Source organism: Microcoleus sp. A6-C6, from assembly GCF_036705955.1.
In the GTDB taxonomy this organism is placed as follows: Bacteria; Cyanobacteriota; Cyanobacteriia; order Cyanobacteriales; family Microcoleaceae; genus Microcoleus.
Map to the genome: position 1 here is coordinate 16,333 of NZ_JAUBVR010000021.1, position 23,159 is coordinate 39,491.

A 23,159-nucleotide genomic window follows, 5' to 3' on the forward strand; every position below is an offset into this window, starting at 1 on the left:
TGATTTATCGCGATATTCCTCTAATTATTCCCATTCTGGCCGCCGGTTATGTAATGACTATTTATATAGTGTTGATGTTGGCCGAACGTAGCTCTAAAATAACTCGATTGGGTGAGTAGTTAACAGCTTGTTAGCCGAATCCGGCCTCGCTCGCAATGGACTACTCGCTCAGAATTCCGAATACTCAATAATAACCCTGCCTTGACTGCTTGCGCACAAAGGCAGGGTTATTGTTTACAATTGCGGGCATCGTGATGTTTAGCGGTACGAGTGACGATCGATCTCTAGTTTACCGCGGAGTGCGATCGACCGACAGCCCGCAATCTTCAAGATACTCAAGGTGGAAATCGCCGATTTTTTCCACAAATATCCCCAAAGGCTACTCGAATTTACTGACGCTGCTGCCAAAATACCAGCCGCGGCTGTTTCAACCGAGAAAAACCCCAGATTAAAAGAGCTTTTGTTCGGCAGCTATCAAACAATTCTGTGGCAAATCATGAAACAGTAGCCGACACTTTAGTTGACATCGGCATTTACGACAATATCGAATCAATTTTGGAGCATCTCAATCAATGCAAAAAGCATTTTTTGACAGTGCGAGCTCGCAAGCGCTCGCGAGTCTTTTATTGATCGCGAGTTATACGAGTTCGCACTATAAATGCCAAAATGAGATAATCCCAATCAATTGGGTGCATCTCATTTTTGTCAAAAGCATTTTTTATGTTATGGAGCGTCCCCGCATGGGCTTATAGAAGCCCGTGCGAACTCGTATAACTCTCACTCTTAAAGCAAAACTGAGATGCACCCAACGACTTTTACCGCGCCAATTCCGATCGCCATTTAGCCCTATCGCACTAGAAATCATACCGATGCGCGACAAAAAATGCAACTTTAGACTGATGTCAAACCTGGATTTCGGTCAGCGTGCCATCACTGTCAAATATCAAATCTAAAATGGTATTAATTGCGGGCTCTGCCTGGATCTCTCCCCCTTGATTTACCCATGTCAACCACAGTTTCTGATACCCAAAGCTTGCTAAAACAGGCGATCGACCCCAAACTGCCGGTGCTGCCTCCAGACACATTGAAAGTTGCGATCGCCGCGATGACTCAGGCGAGCGCCAGTTGCGTTTTGATCGCGTTTGAACAGCAACTGATCGGCATTTTTACGGAGCGCGATGTTGTGAAAATAACTGCTAACGAAATACCACTAGCAGGGATGATAATTGCTGAGGTAATGACTCAAAGACCGATCGCCATTTCCCTCGATCAAGCGGAGAATATCTTCAAGGTATTGGACATATTGCGATCCTCTTCGTTGGCGTAGCCCCCGTAGGGGCGGGCTGCGCTAACGGCAAAAATCCGTCACTTGTCCCTCACAGACGCACCCGGAAACTTGCTGGGCGTCATCACCGGCGAAAGCATCCGTCAAATCCTGGAAGCGGGCGACTTGCTGCAAATGCGACGCGCCCAAGAAATTATGACCGCAGAAGTAATAGTTGCCTCAACTAGCACCTCAGTTTTAGAAGTCGCAAAACAGATGACAACTCAGCGCAAAAGCTGCATAGTCATTTGCAATGAGTGCGACAATAAAAAGCAGAAACCTGTGGGCATAATTACAGAATGGGACATTGTTAAATTCCAAGCTGCCGGACTCGATTTTGCTGGCACTCGCGCCGCCGCCGCGATGAATTTTCCGCTGATACCTTTGCAAGGAGAAGCCACATTGTGGGAGGCTCACCAGTTCATGCAGCAGCACCACATCCGGCGCTTGGTGGTGGTGGACGAGGGAGGATATTTAGCCGGAATTATCACCCAAAGTACCCTGCTGCACGCCTTAGATCCGGTAGAAATGCACGCGAATGTCGAGCTTTTGCAGGAAACAGTTGCCGAAAATATCCTGGAGTTAAAAAAAGTGAACGAACAATTGCAAAAAGAAGCGCTGCGGAGAACCGAAGTAGAAGAACAGTTGCGGCTATTAAATGAAAATCTAGAAGAACAAATTAAACAGCGAACTTTAGAATTAATTAACACGAACAGTCAGTTAAAGAAGGAAATACAAGACCGCGCCACCGCTGAAGCTGAAGTCCGCCGCCTCAACACCGAACTGGAAGAGCGAGTTCGAGAGCGCACGGTTCAACTAGCAGCCAGCAACCAAGAATTACAGCAAAAAATTTGCGATCGCAAATTGCTAGAAGAAAAACTACACTTTTCTGAAACCAAAGTCCGCGCAGTTTTTGAAGCGATGACAGACATCGTTCTCGTGCTAGACATTCAGGGCAATATAGAAGTGTTGCCGACAAATACCACGGCAGTTTATGAGCCAGATTGCGATCTAGTCAGCCTGACAATAGAACATTTTTTTGACGATGACAACCCCGATGATTGGTGGATGCTAGTTCAACAAGTGTTAGAAACGCAACAAACACTCAATTTCGACTACAGCTTAGCAGTTGGCGGTCGCGAAATTTGGTTTTCCGCCTGCATTTCTATGTTCTCAACAGATGCAGTAATTTGGGTTGCCCGCAACATCAGCGATCGCAAACTAGCAGAGTCAGCATTGTCCCAAAAAAATACAGAATTAGCTCATACGCTGGAAGAACTGAAGCGCACTCAACAAGAACTGATTCAATCTGAAAAAATGGCTGCCCTCGGACAGTTAATTGCCGGAGTTGCTCACGAAATTAATTCTCCTTTAGGGGCGATTCGCTCCTCGGTGCAGAACATCGCCGACTTCTGGGCCGAACAATTGCACCAGTTGCCAATATTTTTCAAGCAACTATCCCCGGAACGGCAGCAGGATTTTTTTGCGCTGCTGCACAAGTCAAGTCAAGAAACAGACACCTTATCTAGTAAAGAAAAACGTCAGTTGAAAAAAAGTTTACAACGGCAATTAGAAGCAGAAAAAATTGACGACGCCGACAGCCTTGCCTGTACTTTATTAGATATTGGTATCTGCAATAATGTAGAACCTTTTTTACCTTTGTTGAAAGACCGCGAAAGTCCAAATATTTTACAAATCGCCTATGAATTTGCTACGGTACAAAAAAGCACTAAAAATATTGCTACTGCGACAGATCGGGCAGCCAAAATCGTTTTTGCATTGAAAAGCTACTCTCGTTACGACCAGTCTGGTTCCAAGGCGAACGCTAATATTACCGAGGGCATTGATACTGTTTTAACGCTTTACCACTATCAAATCAAACACGGTGTGGAAGTCGTCAGAAACTATGGTACTGATTTGCCCTCTGTGCTATGCTATCCTGATGAACTAAATCAAGTTTGGACAAATTTGCTTCACAATGCTTTACAAGCGATGGGCAACAAAGGAGTGTTGAAAATTGATGTCAAACACCAAAATAACGCGATATCAGTCAGTATAACCGACAACGGCCCCGGCATTCCCCCAGAGATTATGCCGAGAATTTTTGAACCGTTTTTCACGACTAAACCTCCAGGAGAAGGCACTGGTTTGGGATTGGATATTGTCCTGAAAATTATTGAAAAACATCAAGGTAAACTGCAAGTAGAAAGCGTGCCAGGTCAAACCAAATTTACTGTATATTTGCCTATTGAAATCACTGATGGCAATTAAAAACCTGGGGTCAAATGCCCTGAAGAATTAAATAGAAGTGAAAAAAAATATGCCCAAGCCAGTAATTTTGTGTGTTGACGATGAAGTTGTAATCTTAAACAGTTTAAAAATCCAACTTAAAAAGGAATTTGGCGATGTTTACCTCTATGAAGTAGCAGAAAATGCCGATGAAGCTCTGGAAATTATCGAGGAAATTCAAGAAGAAGATGAAAGCGATATTTTGGTCATAGTATCTGACTGGTTGATGCCGGGTATTAAAGGAGATGAATTTTTGATCCTGGTTCACCAAAAATATCCCAAAATCGTGAAAGTCATGCTGACCGGGCAAGCCGACGCAGTAGCAATAAAACGGGTGAAAGAGCAGGCAAACTTGCACCGCTGTTTGTACAAGCCGTGGGATAGCCAAGAATTAGTAGAAACTATAAAATCTGGTTTGGCAAAAATATGAACAATAAACCTGTGATTATTTGCGTGGATGACGAACCTATCATCCTTGAAAGTTTGAAGATTGAGTTAAAAAAAGCCCTGGGAGAAGAACATTTATTAGAAACCGCTGAAGGCGGCGAAGAGGCTTTAGAGTTAATAGATGAATTACTGGCAGAGGGCTGCGAAATCGTGGCCCTGATTTCCGACTACCTGATGCCGAATATGAAAGGGGACGAATTGCTGAAGCAGATTCACAAAATTTTGCCCAAAACTATCAAAATTATGCTGACGGGGCAAGCAGACCTCGAAGCAGTGGCGAATACTATTAAATATGCTAAATTGTACCGCTACATATCGAAGCCTTGGCAGTCAGAAGATTTGAAGTTGACCTTAAAAGAAGCGGTCAACAGCTATTTTATGGAGAAGCAATTAGCTGAACAAAATACTCAACTCCAAAAGCTGAATCAAGAATTGGAAACTTTAGTTGAGGAGCGGACTGCACAACTGCGCTTGTCTGAGGAAAAGTTTGCTAAAGCTTTTCGTTCTTCTCCCAACCCGATTACTATTGCTAGACTTAAAGACGGTCGTTATTTAGAAGTTAATGAGGCTTTTTGCCAGACAATCGGTTATTCGGCAGCAGAAATTATCGATCGCACGGCGCTTGATTTCAATCTTTGGGAAAGCAAACCAGCCCGCGCCAAGTTGTTTGCAATGTTAGACGAACAAAAAATTGTTCGCAACTACGAATTTGATTGGCGCACTAAAACTGGGGAACTCAGAACCGGGCTGCTGTCAGCAGAAATCATTGATATTCATGGCGAAACCTGCGTGATTTCTGTGATTCAAGATATTAGCGATCGCAAATTAGCCGAACAAAAACTCCGAGCTGTAGCGGCCTCTTTAGCAGCAGCGCAAAGAATCGCCCGCCTGGGGAATTGGGAATGCGATTTCTCTGCCGATACAACTACTTGGTCGGAAGAATTATCTCATATTTTCGGTCTCGATGCAACCCAGGCTGCGCCCACACTAACTGAGTTTCCGCAATACGTGCATCCAGACGATCGCCCAAAATGGCAAACAACCATCGACGCTGCTATTGCTAGCGGGCAATCCTACACTTTAGAATATCGCATCCTGCGCCCGGAATCGACAATCGCTGCGGATCATTGCCCGTCACAGACAAGTGAAGGCGGCTCGATCCGCTACATCGAATCCAGAGGAGAAGCAGTTGTCAACCAACAAGGACAAGTGACAAAACTCTTCACAACTTTGATGGATATTACCCCCCGCAAGCTAGCAGAAATAGCCCTAGCAGAGAGCGAAGAAAAATACCGTCATTTAGTTGAAACTTCCCAAGATATTATCTGGTCTTGCGATGCCCAAGGACACCTTACTTTTGTGAACCAAGCAGTCAAACAAATCTACGGTTATGATCCTGAAGAAATGCTCGGTTGTTCTTTTGGCGATTTCTTAGCTCCAGCACAAATAGACCGAAATATGGAACTTCAGCAGCGATTGCTGACGGGAGATGATGTCTTTCAGTACGAAAGTATAGTATTAGGAAAAGACGGCCGGCAGATTGATGTCAATACGAAGGCGATCGCGCGCTTGGACGCCGAAGGAAATATCACTGGCACAACAGGAACAGCCAGCGATATTACTGAGCGCAAACAAGCAGAAATAGCCCTGCAAAAAGCCAAAGAAGAAGCGGACAGAGCCAACAAGGCGAAAAGTGAATTCCTCTCGAATATGAGCCACGAATTGCGAACTCCCCTCAACGCAATTCTGGGTTTCAGCCAACTGCTGACCCGCGATACAGCCCTCGGTGCCGACCAACAGCAATACTTAGGAATTATTAGCCGCAGCGGGGAACATTTGCTCGTTCTGATCAACAATATTCTGCAAATGTCAAAAATTGAAGTTGGGCTGGTGACAGTTAATAACAGCACCTTTGACTTGCACAAAATGCTAAAAAATACTGAAGAGATGCTGAAGTTGCAAACAGAGAAAAAAGGGTTGCAGTTGATTTATGATTGTCCGCCCGACGTGCCTCAATATGTAGAAACAGACGAAAGCAAGTTGCGCCAAGTATTGATTAATGTGGTGGGAAATGCGATTAAATTTACGGCGGAAGGTGGTGTGAATTTGAGAATTAAGCATGAACTATTGGAGAATAAAAATCACGGACAGATTCCGCCAATTGACAATTGCTGCTTGCTATTTGAAGTTGAAGACACGGGGTCGGGGATTGCTGCGGCAGAAATGGATAATTTGTTTAAACCTTTTGCGCAAACAGAAAGCGGGAGAAAAGCTCAAGAAGGAACAGGTTTAGGCTTGCCGATCAGCAAACAGTTCGTGCAGTTAATGGGAGGGAAAATGACGGTGACAAGCAGTGTCGGTAACGGCAGCATTTTTAGATTTGACGTTAAGGTTTCGCTCCCTAATGCAGTGGAAATTCAGGTGGCTCAAACCGCTCGCCGCGTTGTGGGCCTGGAACCGGGACAGCCGGAATACAGGATTTTAGCTGTGGACGATCGCCTGGAAAGCCGTTTGCTGTTGTTCAGAATGTTGTCATCCCTCGGTTTTGCTGTGCGGCAGGCTGAAAATGGCCTTCAAGCTCTGTCGATGTGGTCGAGTTGGGAACCTCATTTGATTTGGATGGATATGCGGATGCCGGTGATGGATGGCTATGAAGCTACTAAACAGATTAAAGCGCATTTGAAGGGTCAAGCAACGGTGATTATTGCTCTGACGGCGAGTGCTTTTGATGAGGAGCGATCGGTTATTTTGTCTGCTGGTTGCGATGATTTTGTCGCGAAACCTTTTCGGGAGCAAGTGATTCTGGAAAAGATGGCTAAGTATCTGGGAGTTCGCTATGTTTACGATCGAGAAGCTTCACCGAGTTCTGATGCTGTGGCTTCCGGTGATGTTTCCGCGCACACTGGAACGCCTCCTTTGCCTTTTACGCTGAATGCTTCATTTTTTGAAGCTATGCCTTGTGAATGGGTTGATGAGTTGTACGCTGCTGCGGATGCGGTGGATAATGAGCGGATTTTTGCGCTGCTGTTGTTGATTCCTCCGATTCATGCTAGTTTCGGCAGTGCGATCGCCGATTTGGCGCATAACTTCCGGTGCGATCGGATTATTGATTTGATTGAGGAATTTAGAAATGTTTGAGGGAAGTTCGGCAACGGATTATATAACAGATTTAACGGATTTAACGAATGGATATTCAGTCGTAGAGTGCGTCGCCATGAAAAATTTCCAGAGAAATATCGACAATTTTATAACGACGCACCTGACAAACTCTCGTTCGTGTAAAAACAACCAACATTTGTTTCGTAGGAATAATTTTTCCAATTGGTATTACTGGCATCTATCGTCTTAAAAAAACCAGTTTCTTGGATTGGTGTGTGTAAGTGATATAAATATGAAAGTAGTTGATTTACGATCAAGTGCTATCATAACGATTTAACTGATTTTTTTCATAATTTCAGCAATTCCTAAGTTGGCAAAAAAAATACCTAGCGATGACCAGCAATCAAACAGAAGATAATAAAGGTAACATATTAATTGTTGACGACACTCCAGAAAACTTGCAAGTTTTATCGGCAACGCTGTCGGATCAGGGCTACAAAGTCCAGGGTGTAATTAATGGCAAAATGGCAATCAGAGCCGCGCGATCTAGTTCTCCCGACCTGATTTTGCTCGACATAAAAATGCCAGAAATGGACGGCTACGAAGTCTGTACGCAGCTCAGATCAGATCCGAAAACATCAGAAATTCCAATTATTTTTATCAGCGCTTTAGATGAAGTATTAGACAAAGTAACCGCCTTTAAAGTTGGATGCGTAGACTTTATCACAAAACCGTTTCATGTAGCAGAAGTTTTAGCGAGAATCGAACATCAACTGACTATCCAAAGACTGAAAAGACAATTGATCGATCGCAATATCGAACTACAACAAGAAATCATAGAACGCAAAAAAGCCGAAGAAGCCGCGGCCGCTGCATCCCTAGCAAAAAGTCAATTCGTTGCCAACATGAGCCACGAATTGCGGACTCCCTTGAACGCCATCCTAGGTTTTACCCAAGTCATGAGCCGCGACTCTTTGCTCAGCCACGAGAATATCGAAAATCTCCGAATTATCAACCGCAGCGGTCAACATTTGCTGGAACTAATTAACGATGTTTTAGACTTGTCGAAAATAGAAGCAGGGATAATTGGCTTAGATGAAAGTAGCTTTGACCTTTATCAACTCCTCGATACTCTCGAAGAGATGTTTCAAATCAAAGCTGAAACTAAAAATTTGCAACTGAGATTTTTCGTGCAGGCGGATGTTCCGCAATATATAAAAACTGACGAAAAAAAGCTGCGCGTCTGCTTGATCAATCTGCTGGGAAATGCCATAAAGTTTACGGAAAACTGCGGCAGTATTTGGCTGCGTGCGACCGTGCAAGGCAATCAGCAGTCGGGAAAATGGGAGATTTATCCTAACTCTACTTTGGCAGAGGAATGTGTAATTTGCTTTGAAATTGAAGACACGGGAGTTGGCATAGCAGAAGGAGAAATTCACAAGTTATTTGAGGCTTTTGTGCAAACAGAAGCTGGTAAAAAAGCGGCTGACGGTACGGGATTGGGTTTGACAATTACCAAAAAATACGTAGAAATAATGGGGGGAGATATTGGGGTAGACAGTGTTTTAGGTGAGCGAACCACTTTTAAATTTAATATCCGAGTATTTCCCGCTGTTTCGTCTGAAATAACAGTGGCGACGTTGCAACGGGTAATGCAATTAGAAGCAGATCAACCGGTTTATCGGATTTTAGCGGTTGACGACAATCAAGAAAATCGGCTGCTGCTGGTTAAAATGCTGCAACCAATTGGTTTTGAAGTCCGAGAAGCGGAAAACGGCCTCCAAGCTGTTGAACTTTGGGAAAGTTGGCAGCCTGATTTAATTTGGCTGGATACGCGAATGCCAGTAATGGACGGTTTTGAAGCTGTCAGACAAATTAGAGCTAAAGAGAAAGAGAAACAAAATCAGCATCAGCGGCAAACTATAATTATTGCTCTGACTGCTAGCACTTTTGAGGAAAGAAAAGGCGAAATTATCGCCGCAGGTTGCGACGATTTTATACGGAAACCTTTTCAAGAACAAATCCTGTTTGATAAGATGGCTGCCTACTTGGGAGTGCGCTATATTTATCAAGAGTTGTCCGGGCTTCCTGTCGGGGCTTTACGGCGTTATTTTGTGAGCGAAAAACCGGATTCATTTTTCTGGCCGCTGCTGGCCCAGATGCCTCGAAATTGGGTGCAGGAACTCTACGATGCAGTTAATGATGTTAATGAAGAGTTGGCGATTCAAATTGTCGATCGCATTTGGGAAAGTCATCCAACTTTAGCTGAGGCTTTAAAAGATTTGCTGGCAGATTACCGACTCGACAGGATAATGGATTTAACTCAATCGATTTTAAAATAAATGGATCATCGTGAAATTAGGCGTTACTGATTTACGGTATGAAAGGCTAAATATGCAATTCATAAAAACCAGCGTCTACAAAGCTTCTGGATTTTAAAATTATTTATTTCATACCCTGATTAAGCAACGCCCAAATTTAGTGCTGTCTTGGCAAAAGAGTTCCCGTTTTGTGACGAACTAAATAGCATGGTTCGGCAAGCAAGCGCAGAAAGAACATGGTCGGTAATTTCCCTATTTTACGACAATTGCAGAAAGAAGAATCCTGGTAAGAAAGGATTTCCACAATTTCAAAAATAGAATCGCTCAGTTGTATACAAAACTAGCGTTTGGAAATTAGCGTCAGATCGGAAATTTATCACATTCACCGACAAAAAAGGAATTGGAAAACTGAAGCTGAAAGGAACGCGCGACTTGCACTTCTATCAACCTACTCAAATCAAACGATTTAGGCTGGTAAAGATTTTGCTATGAAATTAGCTCTCCGGTGTCATCCAGTCCAACGACTGTGTAGCCTAGGTCTACTTGAGGATTAAAAAAATTGTAAAAAATCGCTGTCTAGCCAAATCAATTAACGATGCTTCTTGGTATATGTTCCGGGTCTGGATGGAATATTTCGGCAAAGTATTCGGAAGAATTACGATTACTGTAACAGCCAGTGGAACAAGGCAAAAATGTTCTAGTTGCGGAACGATTGTCAAGAAAAGTCTATCAACACGAACCTATACCTGTCGGTAGAGTGTCAATTTTCTATTCCTGTATCAAAGTGAAGTCAGTAGCCCGCAGGCAGCATTCAACAGCCATTTATACGATTTTAGATTTTCAATTTTAGATTTTCAATTTTAGATTTGAAAATTTGAAATGACTAATGGCGATCGGGATTTGGATCGCGGGACAGCAGTTGCATTCTTTTTTGAAACTGGTTTGACTGCAACTGTAAAAATCTTTATCGTTTCTTTACACAAATCCTCAAAAAGTGTAGCATATTCACTGATGACATTGAGCGAAAGATCCATCAGTATAAATTAATACGGTTTAGGTAAGACTGATCCCCGTAACACCCCTTAACAAGGGGGGACAAGAGTATTCTCTTTCGTTCCCCTTCTGAAGGGGGATGCGAGGGGGATCTCCGAAAAAAAACACTGTTAACCCAAGCGTATGGCAGTATAAATCTATTACCTCGATCCCTATACAACTTAAAATCAGCCGTGCGCGCCAGACTTGTCAGTTTGTTTCAACTGTATGCAGAGGATCTTGTTTTGGGATGCAGTAGTTTCCGTAGTAATTCGCGGACAAGCATTTCTGATGTCTTTGGTGTTTGAGGGTTCTCGGACAGACTGCCAAGTGAAACAAGTATTAGTGGTAAACCTTCGCAAATTATGCAAAAATCGTCAATTGCTGCAACACAAATTCAGTGTCGTCGGTCAGATTTGCCTGATGATGCCAACAGATGCTTTGCAGGCGATCGGAAACGGCTCCAAGTCCCGCCCACAAAATTCGTTAGTGAGGCAAAGACGTGAATTATCAAAATAAAAATGAAAATAAAAAATTTACTATTTTAATAGCAAACGATGATGAGGACACGCGCTTTTTGGTGAAGGAAGCACTGCGAGAAGTTCGATTAGCAATTAGTAGCGAATTTGTGGAAAATGGAGAACAAGTGCTAGACTATTTGTACCGTCGCGGTGAATATGCTGCTGGCAGCAATTGGCATCGACCAGATCTGATACTTTTGGATCTGAATATGCCGAGGCTTGACGGGCGAGAAACACTAACTTTGATGAGGTCTGACCCCAACTTGCAACAAATTCCGGTTGTGATTCTAACTACATCGCACCGCAGCGGAGATATCTTGCTTTGCTACCGCTTGGGTGCGAATTCTTTTATATCCAAACCAGTCACTTTTGAAGGATTGGTGGAAGTAATGAAGACTTTATGCCAGTATTGGTTTGTAATCGTTTCGCTCCCGCCCCAGGCTCTGTAAGCTTTAATTTAGGGCTAGATCGATACAGCAGTTCTCAGAAAGATGAGGTATGGCAAATTCTCCTACAATCACTAGGAAGAAGATGCACTGCGGGCGATTATTTTTACCTCCAGAAACCTCAGTCAGCTTATAGGAACTACCAATTACCCATGACCAATTACCCATGACCAATTACCCATTACTAATTACCCATTACCAGACATACCTCATCTTTCTGAAAAAGGCTATAGTTTGAGTATAAACTGAATTTTATAGACCGACATATTGCTGCAATACGATTCTATTAAGCCCGATCGCCCCTTGCCAAGGCCACGGTGTACACACAATTCCTAAAAACTTGGCTCTGTCTGACACAATCGTGAGTAGGCAAAGTTTTTAGACGATAGATTTATTTATCAATAATTTTAGCTTATTGATAATAAGTAACGGAAAATCAAGGATTAAAAAAATAAATTTCCGTTTTTTCCGTCATTTGATTTCCAACTTGACTTGTGTGCACACCGTAGCTTGCCAAGGGGGGACAAGAATCTGATCAAAGTCCCCGCAACCATTCGGGGGATGCGAGGGGGATATCCGGGGAATAAATAGCCCGATCGCAAGTAAGTAGATAGGTAAAAATAAACTGGCTGATGGGGATGGTGGGTGAGAGCAGCGCTCCACTAGCTGCTAGTAAAGATCCGGTCTTAACCCGCCTTTACAAGATATTATTGTTGTTTCGTGCCGATCGCCAGTATCGCTCTCAAAACAAAAAAGTTTCCTTCAACCTGCTCCGAACGCTATAGTTGTGTTAACACGTAACCAATCTCTGAAAATTTTGTTGGTTGAGGATGACCTCGCAGATGCGACGCTGATCGAAGATCTTTTAGGGTCATTCAGCGAGGCTCTGTTTCGCCTCCAAACTGTTACATCCCTGGAGAGGGGACTCACGTTTCTGGAAGCTGAAAAGTTTGACGCCGTACTATTAGACTTGTCCGTGTCAGACAGCTTGGGGGGAAGCGAGGCGATCGCAATTTTGAAAGCTCGATCGCCCACAGTTCCGGTTCTGGTGCTGACAGATAGCAATGATGAAAATACGGCGCTGTCGGTATTGCGAGCGGGCGCTCAAGATTGTTTGGTAAAGGGAAGATTTCAGAGAACTCTGCTGGTGCGGGCGATTCATTACGCGATCGAACGCCAGCAAGTCGAAGAACAATTGCGACAGCAGGCGATCCGACAGCGGCTGTTGGGACAAATGATCGAACATATTCGATCGTCAATAGACACCGCCAGCATTCTCCAAAATACGGTAGCAGAAGTGCGCCAATTTTTCAAAACAGACCGCGTTTTAATTTATCGCTGTCAGGATTGGGCGGAGCAATTTGACCGGGAAGAGCAAAAAGGTGCGATCGTCGCAGGTGACGGTTTACCAGACGGTTATATTGAAAACCAAAATATTAGTGCTGCTTTGGCGGTGTCATGCCTTTTTTTGGTCGAATCCCAGTCGGTACAAGCAATAGCAGATGTCAGCACTGCCGCATTGTCTGGCAGTTGCAAAGAGTTGCTGGCAGATTGTGAAATTGCAGCAGTTTTAAGCGTGCCAATTTGGCAATCTGGCGACTGGGGAACGGCAAATAAAAGACTAAAAAGCAGTGTTTGGGATGCCGAAAAAAATCAAGATACAGCAGAAGATTATATATCGCTGCTGACTGTTGGCAAACCGCAGGCGCAGGGAAAAAGTGTGCCGGATTTTAGGAGTGAAAATCGCAATAGTTTGTGGGGAATGCTGACAGCATACAATTGCAGCGGTGTCAGGGAATGGCAGCAGTGGGAAATTGATTTTTTACAGCACTTAGCGAATCAAGTGGCGATCGCGATCGAACAATCTCAACTTTACCGCCAGCTCGCAATAGCGAATCAAAAATTGCAGGAACTGGCAACTACTGACGGACTGACGGGCATTGCCAACCGCCGCCAGTTCGATCGCGTTTTGATGTTGGAGTGGCGCAGATTTGCAAGAGAGGAACTGCCGCTGTCTTTAATTATGTTGGACATCGACTTTTTTAAACTTTACAACGAGTTTTACGGCCACGTCGGCGGCGACGATTGTTTGCGCCAAGTTGCTAGGGCGATCGCCTCTTCTACCAAGCGGGCTGGGGATTTTGCCGCCCGCTACGGCGGCGAAGAATTTGCAGTAGTGCTGCCGAATACCACCGCCGAAGGGGCAAACCTTGTCGCCCGGAAAATTTGCGACGATATCGCCAGTTTGAAATTGCCTCACGCGCGATCGCCGATCGGCTTCTACGTTACCCTGAGTTGCGGCATTGCGACTGTGATTCCTTCTCCCCAGGAATCTCCAGACAGCCTAATTCGCAGCGCTGACAGCGCCCTTTTTCAAGCTAAAACTGAAGGCAGAAATCGCATTTGTCACGCTAGCAGCAAGTCGGAATCTTCCCCGATTTTGATGTAATTGGTAATTGGTAATTGGTAATTGGTAATTGATTGTTTACCACTAAGAATTGATTTAAAGCCTCTCCCTTTTAGGGACAAATTAAAAGAAGACTATTAATCAGGTTCACTTAAGCTCTGTTTGTCATTGCGCTTCGGGAAAGCAATCGCAGCGTCTGTTTGTCACATCGTTTTTCTCCGTGCACTGTCTTAACTGAACCGTATGGGACTATTAATTACTCGAATCCTCTTCCTTCCAGGTTAACTGTCAACTGTCAACTGTCAACTGTCAACTGTCAACTTGCCAATTCCTAATTTATTCGCCTACATTTGAACTCGTACCAGTTAAATTCGATCGCACTGGAATTTCAATCAAAAACTCCGCTCCCTCTCCCAGTGTCGAAAGACAGCTCAATCGGCCGCCGTGGCGATCGACTACAATCGAGTGAGAAATCGACAATCCCAAGCCAGTGCCCTTGCCCACAGGCTTAGTCGTGAAAAACTGGTCAAACAGCCTCGATCGCACCGACTCCGGTATCCCCCCGCCTCGGTAATATCAAAAATCGCTCCATCGAGCCACAAAACTAACCCTTCTGGATGGTACGCCCTGCCTCTTTCCGACACCTACGGCACCCGCGCACAATCCGGTATTCTAGATGATACGGCTGTTTGGAGTCTACCGCTGCTCTGATTGTGCGATCGAGCATTTCCCTGTCTGCCTTATGTATGGATCATGCTAGCAAAACTCAAGCGGTTGTTGTGAATAAAGAAGGACTAAAGTCCTCACTACGAACCCAATTATGAACTTAATTATAGTTGTTTAATCGGACAGAATTTTACTCTGTTGAGTCGATAAAGTTTTCTGCTGTTTCGGCAGAACAACTGTAAACACGCTGCCTTGACCGACATTACTGCTAATAGCAATCTCGCCGTTAAAAGGTTTTAAAAGTTCAATACAAGTGTAAAGTCCGAGACCAGTTCCAGTCGGTTCGCCTTCGATTTTTTCCTCACCTTTAGGCGGCTTTGATGTGTAAAAAGGGTCAAAAAGTTTTGACAAATCTTCAGGTGCTATGCCGCATCCGGTATCGGCAATATCCATGTATATGTTCGAGTCGTCTTGCCGAGTCACGATAGTTAGTTCCCGCATTTTCTTTGCCCACATAGCATCCATTGCATTATTTATTAAGTTATAAAAAATTTGAGATATATAGGAATAACTTAAGGGAAGGTTGGAAATTTGTTCGTCATAAAAGTATTTTTTTCTAATCTTATTTTTAAAATACAGATTGCCTTCTAATAGCTGAATTTCTCGCTGGACTAAATCGTTGATATTTACAGGATGCAAATCTTGGTTTTGTTCTTTTCTGCTTTTCATCATCAGATTATCCATAATCTGATTGATTTTTGTGACAGCTTGAAAAATATACTTGGTATAATTGAAAAGAGAGTCTTCTTGAATTTTTGTGGCTTTTGTTTCAATCAAATCGACGCTAGTCTGGATTACTTGTAGCGGGCTTTTGAGGTTGTGCACCATGCCCTGAGTCAAACGTCCGATGATGGCTGTTTTTTCCTGGTCGATTAATTGCTTGGTTTTTTGTTCGACAAGTCTTTCTAGGTTTTGGTTGAGGTGGGCTAGTTCGAGGTTTTTTTCTTCGAGTCTTTGTTGCAAGTTGCGGATTGTCAAGTGAGTTTCAATGCGGCTCAACACTTCTTCGTGCTGGAAAGGCTTAGTGATGTAGTCAACGGCTCCTGTCTGAAAGCCTTTTACTTTATCAAGCGTCTCGGAAAGGGCGCTCATGAAGATGATGGGAATGTCTCGCGTTGACGGGTCTGCTTTCAAACGCAGGCAAGTTTCAAAACCGTCAATTCCTGGCATCATGATGTCCAAAAGAATCAAATCTGGATGAATATATTCAATTTGCTCGATCGCACTTTCGCCATCTAGAGCCACTAATACTTTAAACCCGTAGTTCCTCAACAGCTCGAAAAGTACGTCAAGATTTGTTTGGTTGTCATCGACAATTAGTATGATGCTTCTTTCGGAATTTTTATTGTTCATATTCAAGGGAAATATTCAAATTATTGAGTTGTGAGTTGTCGGCTGTGACTTGAAATCCGATTCAAAGAATTTTTTGTAGCTCTAGAAACCCGTAGCTACCGTCAATTTCAGGACAAATGTTGTTTCAAAAAATCTCGAATTTGCTTGAGCTGAAATCCTTTAGCAAGTTGGCGCAGATGATGAACGAAAGGCACCAATGTCGGGTCAGAATGTTCGAGGTTAGTAGTTTCCTCCAGAATAGCTTCAATATCGCCCATTGCAACCAATCTTAACAAACTTAAGACTGACTCTGAGGCAGGAGAGATCATCGTTTGAGATTGCTGCGAGTCAGTAGCAGCCATCTCAGGTGATGTTTTGCGAGTTTGAGGTTTCCGCTTTTTGGTTTCCGATCCGTCTTCGTAAATCCATTCTAGTCTCAAATGCAGGCGCAACAGTTCTAAAAGCTCGTTAGTTTGAATCGGCTTGGTGAGAAAATTATCGCAACCTGCAAGTATGCTCTTTTGCCTCGTAGTCTCGTAAACGCTAGCGGACAAAGCAAGGATAACCGCATCTTTTAATTCCGGCAACTGTCGCAGCCGCCTGGTAGCTTCCCAACCGTCCATGATGGGCATCAGTAAGTCCATTAAAATGATATCCGGTAAAAATTCCTGTGCTTTGTGCAAGCAGTCTTCGCCGTCTGTGGCTTGGGCAATTTCAAAACCCAAACGAGAAAGCAGCCTGTGCAGCATGGCGCGATTTACTTCGTTATCGTCCACGATCAGCACTTTGCGGTGGTGGCCGCTAAAACCGACAAGCCGGCGTTTTTCTGGCGCGGAGGGGAGTTGAGAAGACTGGGCGACTGCGGGCAAGTCTAGATCCAACGAAAATATGCTGCCTTTGCCGGGGGTACTTTGGACGCGAATTTTGCTGCTCATCATGTTGACTATTTTTTGGCTAATGGAAAGTCCCAGTCCGGTACCTTCGACGAAATTGTGACGATCGCCCACTTGATGAAAAGGCAAAAATATTTCTTCTAATTTATCCTGCTCGATACCAATGCCAGTATCTTCGATTTGAAAGCAAATTTTAGGGTTTGGGGCGCGATCGCCGATATTTGCTGCTGTTTGAGCTTCCGGCGCGAATGGTGTGAAGAACGGCGCGAGAGACACTTGCTGTGCGTCGTCTAAATTCGCAGTTAAATTGATTGTTTGAGTGGCAACTCCCGCTATCAAAGTCGAATTCGCGGCTGAATCTTCTGCATAACCGACTTTGAATGTCACGCCGCCGCTGTTAGTAAACTTAACCGCATTGCTGAGCAAATTAATCAAAACTTGGCGCAACCTTATTTCGTCAGCTAAAACGCAGTCGGGTAGCGGCGACACCTGCTCGTAATTAAAGGCAATTCCTTTTTGATGCGATCGCATTTGGAACAAGTCAACAATACTTTTTACTAAACTCGGTAAATCCACCTCTGTGGCAGACAGTTCCATTTTACTAGCTTCGATTTTTGCTAGGTCTAAAACATCGTTAATCAGCGTCAGTAAGTGGTTGCAGCACTGGTGAGCGCTATGCAAGCTTTCCTGTTGTTCGGCTGTTAAATTGCGATCGGATTTCAGCAGTTGAATGTATCCCATAATACCGTTCAAAGGCGTCCGCAATTCGTGGCTCATGTTGGCGAGAAAGTCGCTTTTGGCACTGTTGGCGGATTCTGCGGATTCTTTAGCTAATTGCAGGGCGGCTTCTGCTTGTTTGCGATCGGCAATTTCGGTTTGTGCTTGTTCAAATAGGGTCGATTGCTGAATGGCGATCGCCAACTGCACCCCCAATTGTTTCAGGCACTCTGCCTCAAATTGCTGCCAGGGACGCGGGCCCGTACAGTGGTGGGCAATTAACAGCCCCCACAATTTTTCGCCTTGCAAAATCGGTACTACCAGATTGGCTCTCACATCGAACCGAGCCAACAAACTCAAGTGGCAGTCGGCGAGGCCAGCATTGTAAACATCATCTGTGGCTCTAATTCTGCCCTCTTGGTAAAGAGTAACGTAGGTTTCTCCAAAACAAGGGTCGTAAATTTCCATTCCCACAATTGGTAGGGAATTTTCGGCAACCGACTCAACAGCGATAAAGCCGCTCCAATCAGGATTGAATTGGTAAATAACAGTGCGGTCTACTTGTAAAAAATGCCGCACTTCTTCGACAGCTTTGGTGAGAATTTCTGCTAAATTCAGAGAAGAGCGAATGCGTTCCAGCATAGCTACGGCCAACTGTTCACGCTTTAATTGCTGGCGCAAGATTGCTTCAGATTCTTTGCGTTCTGTGATGTCAGTAATCACTGCAATTAAGCCGATCGAATTGCCATTTACATCTTTAATGCTATCGGCTCGCACCAGAGCGGTAACAGCTTCGCCGCTCTTAGTTCGGAGGGCAACTTCGCCGCACCAAGAGCGACCTTGGCGAAGGTTTTTATAGATTTTCTTGTAACTTTTAGGCCGGACGTAAAGGGCGGCGCGATCGCCTAGATCGTTGAGTTCTTCCACCGTATAGCCGTAACGCTGAATGAAGGCTTGATTGTGGTAAATAGACCGCTCTTTCAAGTCGGCGATCGCGATCGCATCGCTGGTACTTTCCACGGCTTGAGTGACCCGCAGCAAAGCTAATTCTGCTGCTTTGCGATCGCTGATATCAGTCATCGAACCCACCATCCGCAGGGGGTTTCCGGCTTCGTCCCAGACTGCTTGAGCGCGGGCGAACACCCACTTGTAGCTGCCGTCTTTGCACTGCAAGCGGTATTCAGCGGCGTAATGGGGGGTTTGGCGATCGAGATAATCTTGGATCGCTGCTTGCACTCGTGAGCGATCGTCTGGATGAATGCGATCGATCCATTCGCTGTTGCAACTGTCGATTTCGCCGTCTGCGTAACCGATAATTTCTTGCCAGCGAGCCGATCGAAAAGCTTGATTTGTTTGAAGATTCAGATCCCAAATTCCGTCTTGATTGGCTTTGAGAACCAACTGCCAACGTTCTTCGCTTTTACGCAATTCTTCTTCGGCTTGTTTGCGCTGAATATGAGCAGCTAACTGAGTCGCTACCGCCTTAACCAACTCTACTATCCGCGGCTCCATAATTGATCGAGCGCGCTTGCAGAATACCAAAACTGCCAGCACTTGTCCGCTAGCGTGAATTGGCACTCCGAAACAAGCTTTCAATCCCACTGCTTCCGCCATTTGCGTCCGGGCAAAAAGATGATTTTTGGCTCTAGAAATATCTTCAATCCATTCTACATTTCGGGTTGACCAAATCCGTCCCGGCACTCCCACTCCAGAAGCGAATCTAATTTTTTTAGTTTCACAGCCGAACCTATCTAAATCGCGATCGCTAGCGTACCAAGTTTCGCTGTATTCCAAAACAGTACCGTTAGCAGCCGGTATCCAAGCTTCCGCAAAATTCCAGCCGATCGCAGTGCACAGCAACCGCAGGATATCTGGGAGGGCGCTGTGAAAATCTACCGACTGACTAATTGCTTGAGTTGCTGCCAGCAACAGCTTGATTTCATCTTCTGCTTGCTTGCTTTCTGTAATATCAGTTCCCGTGCCGAGAATTTGTTTTAACTTGCCCTCTGCTGTTTTCGCAAATACAGTATCTCGGCTCACAATCCAGCGCCAAGAACCATCCTTGTGCCTGATTCGATATTCAATTTCAAAGATATCCCCTTCCGTACCCGTTTCGACTTGCTGTAAATAATCAGGTATTTTGATTGAATCTTCCGGGTGGATTAAAGTTGACATCATCCACGGCCCGATTGCCTGAATTTCCTCAACTGTATAGCCGAGAATGTGGTATATAGAAGCGTTTGCATAAATATTTTTTTGTTCTATTAAGTCGTAAACATACAACATATTAGGACTGGCCTCAGCAATGCGATCGCCGAACCGCTTGCTATTTTCCAAATCGGCTTCTGCTTTTTTTCTCGCAGTAATATCACGAACAATACAAATTATTTCGCCATTAGGCAGAACAGTCAACGACATTTCTTGAGGGAATTGAGAGCCGTCGCGGCGGCAGCCTACTGCTTCAGTGTTGCAATAACCTTGGCGGGCTAAAGCCGGCATAATTTCCCGCTCGAACCTTTGGAATTCTGCACCTTCATAAAACATTTTCCAACTTTTCCCCAACATTTCTTCGAGGGAATTGTAACCATAGATTTTGAGTTTAGCTGCGTTGGCATAAATCACCTCTCCGCTGGCATTGATAATGCCGATACCTTCCGAAGCCGCTTCCATTGCTGCGGCTTGTCGGTGGAGTTTTGACTCGAAACGTTTCCGGCTGGTGATGTCGCGGACGATCGCGATAATTTCGTCATCAGTGCAGAATACTATTCTCGCTTCAAAATCGCACAGTGCATCCTTAATTGGCAGTTGATATTCTACAACTTGAATCTCGCCGGTGTCGATCGCTTGTTGATTGCCGGACAAAATCTTGTTAGCAAAAGCAGCAGGCAATATGTCTTGTGCTTTTTTGCCAATAAATATGTTTGCCGATACGAGAGTCTGGAGGTCTTTTGCGGGTTTAAAGTCTACCAAAGTACCGTCGGCGCGACAGCGAAAAATCATGTCGGGTATCGCGTTTAAAAGAGCGCGGTTGGTGGCTTCGCTCTTGCGTAATTCAGCTTCAGCTTGTTTGTTCAATGTCACATCGCGGCCCCCTGCATAAATTAAACCTTCTTCGGCAAAGGGCGATGCCGTCCACGACAGCCATTTATAACTACCATCACGGCAAATATAGCGGTTTTCTAAGTTAAGAACAGGGTTGCCGTTTTTTAGTGTTTCTACTGCTGCTGTAGTTATTACTCGGTCTTCGGGATGCAAGAATTCTAGAAAAGGTTTGGCTATAAGTTCGGCTATGCTGTAACCTAAGAGATTTGACCAAGCGGGGTTTAAGCGTTTGAAATAGCCATCAAAACCTGCAATGCAAAGTAAATCTAGGGAAATATTAAAGAAGCGATCGCGCTCTTGCTGGGTTTGTTTTAATTCAGTGATATCCATCACCAAACCGTCCCAAATTATATCGCCGTTGGCTTGTTTTTCCGGTTTCGCCGCGCATTGCAGCCATTTCACTCGCTCTCCCACAACTTGCCGCCACTGGTGTTGCCAAGCTTGCTGGGTTGCCGCTGAAGTTGCGATCGATCGCTGCAAGTCCAAGATGTCGTCGGGGTGAACAGTTGCAAAAGCCAAGCCAGCATTTTCTTCTATTTCTTCAGGGTGTAAATTGTAAAGCTGCCAACTCCCCGAAGAAACGTAAGTAAAAGATGTTTTACCATCTACATAAAACCGATATTGATAAATCATTCCCGGCACATTATCGGTCATGATTTGAAATCGAGCTTCGCTTTCCTGCAAAGCTATTTGCTGGCGCTTGTACTCAGTCACGTCTCGCATGATTCCGACCAACATTTTAGTGCCATCAGCTTTATTGAAGACTGTTTTTTTAGTAGAGATAATGCGTTCTTGCCCTGCGCTATCTGTAAAAGTCTCTTCCGTTTGCTCAGGAATGCTTCTTTGCAATACTTGCTCGTCTTGTTGCTCAAAAAAATCGGCTTCTGCTGGGGGCAAAAAGTCATAGCCTGAATTGCCTATTAGTTCCGAGCGCCCTGTTCCCATTAACTCGCAAAAAGCGTCGTTTAATAGGACAAACCTGTGCTGCTCGTCTTTGACAAAAATTGGGTCGGGAGTAGCATTGATCGTGTGATTCAAAAACTCTTCTGATGCTTTTAGTTCTGCTTCGTAGCGATAGCGATCGCTCACGTCTAAAATTACTTTAATCATCCGGTCGATCGAGCCGTCTCGGCCGCGAATACAGCGCAGGGAAACTCTCGTATAAACTATTTTTCCGTCTTTTTTGCGCCATCTTTTGTCTAAAACATAGCCTTCGCTCTGTCCTGCCAAAATTTTATTTAACTGCTCTAAACTGGCGGTTTTGTCTTCAGGAAAACCCGACTGATCCCAATTTGGGTGCAGAATTTCTTGGCGGTTGTATCCGAGCAAATCGCACAAAGCATCATTAACTTCCAACCACTGGCATTTTTCGGGTTCGGAGGGGGAAATTGGAGGAGCAATAATCGCAATTCCGACGAGGGAATTCTCGACTACCGAGCGATATTTTTCTTCGCTTTTTTGCAAAGCTTCTTGGTTGTGCTGCCGCTCGACTGCGTAGCGGAGCGATCGCATTAACACTTCGCTGTCGATTTTTCGCTTGATTAGGTAATCCTGAGCTCCGGCTTGGATTGACTGCACGGCGAGTTTTTCATCGTTGCGGGCCGTCAGTACGACGATCGGAGTATTTAGGCTGTATTCTTGTATTTTGACAATTGTACTTAAGTCTTGGCTATCGGGCAGCGAAAGGTCTAGTAAAATCACATCAAAATGTTCGCCGAGCAAAAGTTGCTGCGCTTTGCTGAGACGGTCTGTACAGCTTACTGACAGCCTTTGGGATTTAGCTCTGCCGACATTTGTTTCTAATAATAATTCTTCGATCAGATCGGCTTCGGCTTGATTGTCTTCTACGAGAAGAATTTTAAAGCCGTTTCGCTTTGCGGCTGGGCTCAAAACTGATATCATATACCTTCTTATTTGTCATAAGGCAGTTGAGATAACCATTATAGCATACAAAGAATTTAAGCCCTAAAAAACGAAAGCAAACACAGAAAAATTATTTGGTTAAACAATTACAATGTTCTACATCGACTGGGTTTGTGTTTTCAGTAGGTAAACCCACTCACAGGTAAAACTTTTACGGTTTTTAGAATCTCGGCTTTTTCTGGGAACCCAAGCTGCTCGGTTGTGTTTTTTGGGCGATCGCCCCGGACAACCGATCGCCCTCCTCGAACCGACCCTTTGTTGGCCGTAGATTGCGCTATCAACGCAATCCGAGCAATATCCCCGCACCACTGCGCAGCGCAAAAAATCGGTAGGAACTATGTTCAACCTGCACATTTTTACTACTTGTTTTTTTATAATAGCTTACAGAAACTCCCCGCTACCATTTCTTTACTTTTTGCAATCAAATAAATTTTCTCCACAGGTCTTGCTATTTAGCAAAAAAGTGATATTCTTGAAATAGAGGCAATCAAAAACTCTGCTGGATACAGCCTCAGAAAAAAACTCGATAATTTTTGCAACAAAACTACGTTAAGACATTGACAGGCCTTTGTTTACTGTC

The 23,159-nt window shown here is 44.4% G+C and carries 13 protein-coding genes and 2 pseudogenes; 10 read left to right on the forward strand and 5 right to left on the reverse strand.

Annotated elements, in window-relative coordinates; genetic code table 11:
* Positions 1 to 486: 486 nt before the first annotated feature.
* From QUB52_RS11245 to QUB52_RS11265, 5 genes are all read left to right on the forward strand, one after another.
* A complete protein-coding gene (locus QUB52_RS11245) occupies positions 487 to 630 on the forward strand; it encodes a hypothetical protein (RefSeq protein WP_332973241.1) in 144 nt (47 codons plus the stop codon).
* Between the two features lie 373 nt (positions 631 to 1,003).
* The gene (locus tag QUB52_RS11250) at positions 1,004 to 1,327 is read left to right on the forward strand and encodes a CBS domain-containing protein (protein WP_265233369.1); all 324 of its coding nucleotides are present in this window, start codon (positions 1,004 to 1,006) and stop codon (positions 1,325 to 1,327) included.
* A gap of 42 nt (positions 1,328 to 1,369) precedes the next feature.
* Positions 1,370 to 3,595, forward strand: a complete 2,226-nt coding sequence (locus tag QUB52_RS11255) for an ATP-binding protein (protein ID WP_332973239.1) — start codon at positions 1,370 to 1,372, stop codon at positions 3,593 to 3,595.
* Between the two features lie 49 nt (positions 3,596 to 3,644).
* Positions 3,645 to 4,043: a response regulator gene (locus QUB52_RS11260; protein ID WP_265233367.1), complete on the forward strand. Its 399-nt coding sequence runs from the start codon at positions 3,645 to 3,647 to the stop codon at positions 4,041 to 4,043.
* Positions 4,040 to 7,198: a PAS domain S-box protein gene (locus QUB52_RS11265; protein ID WP_332973238.1), complete on the forward strand. Its 3,159-nt coding sequence runs from the start codon at positions 4,040 to 4,042 to the stop codon at positions 7,196 to 7,198. The genes QUB52_RS11260 and QUB52_RS11265 overlap by 4 nt, the downstream gene beginning before the upstream one ends.
* Positions 7,199 to 7,253: 55 nt before the next feature.
* On the opposite strand, the gene QUB52_RS11270 is transcribed toward QUB52_RS11265, so the two are convergent.
* On the reverse strand, positions 7,254 to 7,397 hold the full coding sequence (locus QUB52_RS11270) for a hypothetical protein (protein WP_265233365.1): 144 nt from the start codon (positions 7,395 to 7,397) through the stop codon (positions 7,254 to 7,256).
* Positions 7,398 to 7,551: 154 nt separating this feature from the next.
* Here QUB52_RS11270 and QUB52_RS11275 point away from each other — a divergent pair, with 154 nt between their 5' ends.
* From QUB52_RS11275 to QUB52_RS11290, 4 genes and pseudogenes are all read left to right on the forward strand, one after another.
* Complete coding sequence (locus QUB52_RS11275; protein WP_265233364.1) at positions 7,552 to 9,501, forward strand: response regulator; 1,950 nt, start codon at positions 7,552 to 7,554, stop codon at positions 9,499 to 9,501.
* 123 nt (positions 9,502 to 9,624) lie between these two features.
* Positions 9,625 to 10,230, forward strand: a pseudogene (locus QUB52_RS11280) (zinc ribbon domain-containing protein); the annotation flags it as partial.
* 510 nt (positions 10,231 to 10,740) lie between these two features.
* Positions 10,741 to 11,031: a hypothetical protein gene (locus QUB52_RS11285; RefSeq protein WP_265233363.1), complete on the forward strand. Its 291-nt coding sequence runs from the start codon at positions 10,741 to 10,743 to the stop codon at positions 11,029 to 11,031.
* Complete coding sequence (locus QUB52_RS11290) at positions 11,015 to 11,482, forward strand: response regulator (protein WP_265233362.1); 468 nt, start codon at positions 11,015 to 11,017, stop codon at positions 11,480 to 11,482. The genes QUB52_RS11285 and QUB52_RS11290 overlap by 17 nt, the downstream gene beginning before the upstream one ends.
* Positions 11,483 to 11,485: 3 nt before the next feature.
* Here QUB52_RS11290 and QUB52_RS11295 read toward each other — a convergent pair whose 3' ends face one another.
* A complete protein-coding gene (locus QUB52_RS11295) occupies positions 11,486 to 11,647 on the reverse strand; it encodes a hypothetical protein (protein WP_265233361.1) in 162 nt (53 codons plus the stop codon).
* Positions 11,648 to 12,266: 619 nt separating this feature from the next.
* Between QUB52_RS11295 and QUB52_RS11300 the strand changes: the two genes are divergently transcribed.
* Complete coding sequence (locus QUB52_RS11300; protein ID WP_332973236.1) at positions 12,267 to 13,928, forward strand: diguanylate cyclase domain-containing protein; 1,662 nt, start codon at positions 12,267 to 12,269, stop codon at positions 13,926 to 13,928.
* A 294-nt stretch (positions 13,929 to 14,222) separates the two neighbouring features.
* Here QUB52_RS11300 and QUB52_RS11305 read toward each other — a convergent pair.
* From QUB52_RS11305 to QUB52_RS11315, 3 genes and pseudogenes are all read right to left on the reverse strand, one after another.
* Positions 14,223 to 14,453, reverse strand: a pseudogene (locus tag QUB52_RS11305) (sensor histidine kinase); the annotation flags it as partial.
* 273 nt (positions 14,454 to 14,726) lie between these two features.
* Positions 14,727 to 15,965 (reverse strand): hybrid sensor histidine kinase/response regulator, encoded by a 1,239-nt coding sequence (locus QUB52_RS11310; RefSeq protein ID WP_332973233.1) that lies wholly within the window; start codon positions 15,963 to 15,965, stop codon positions 14,727 to 14,729.
* Between the two features lie 107 nt (positions 15,966 to 16,072).
* Positions 16,073 to 22,558, reverse strand: coding sequence for a PAS domain S-box protein (locus QUB52_RS11315; protein WP_332973232.1), 6,486 nt, complete (start codon positions 22,556 to 22,558; stop codon positions 16,073 to 16,075).
* Positions 22,559 to 23,159 lie beyond the last annotated feature (601 nt).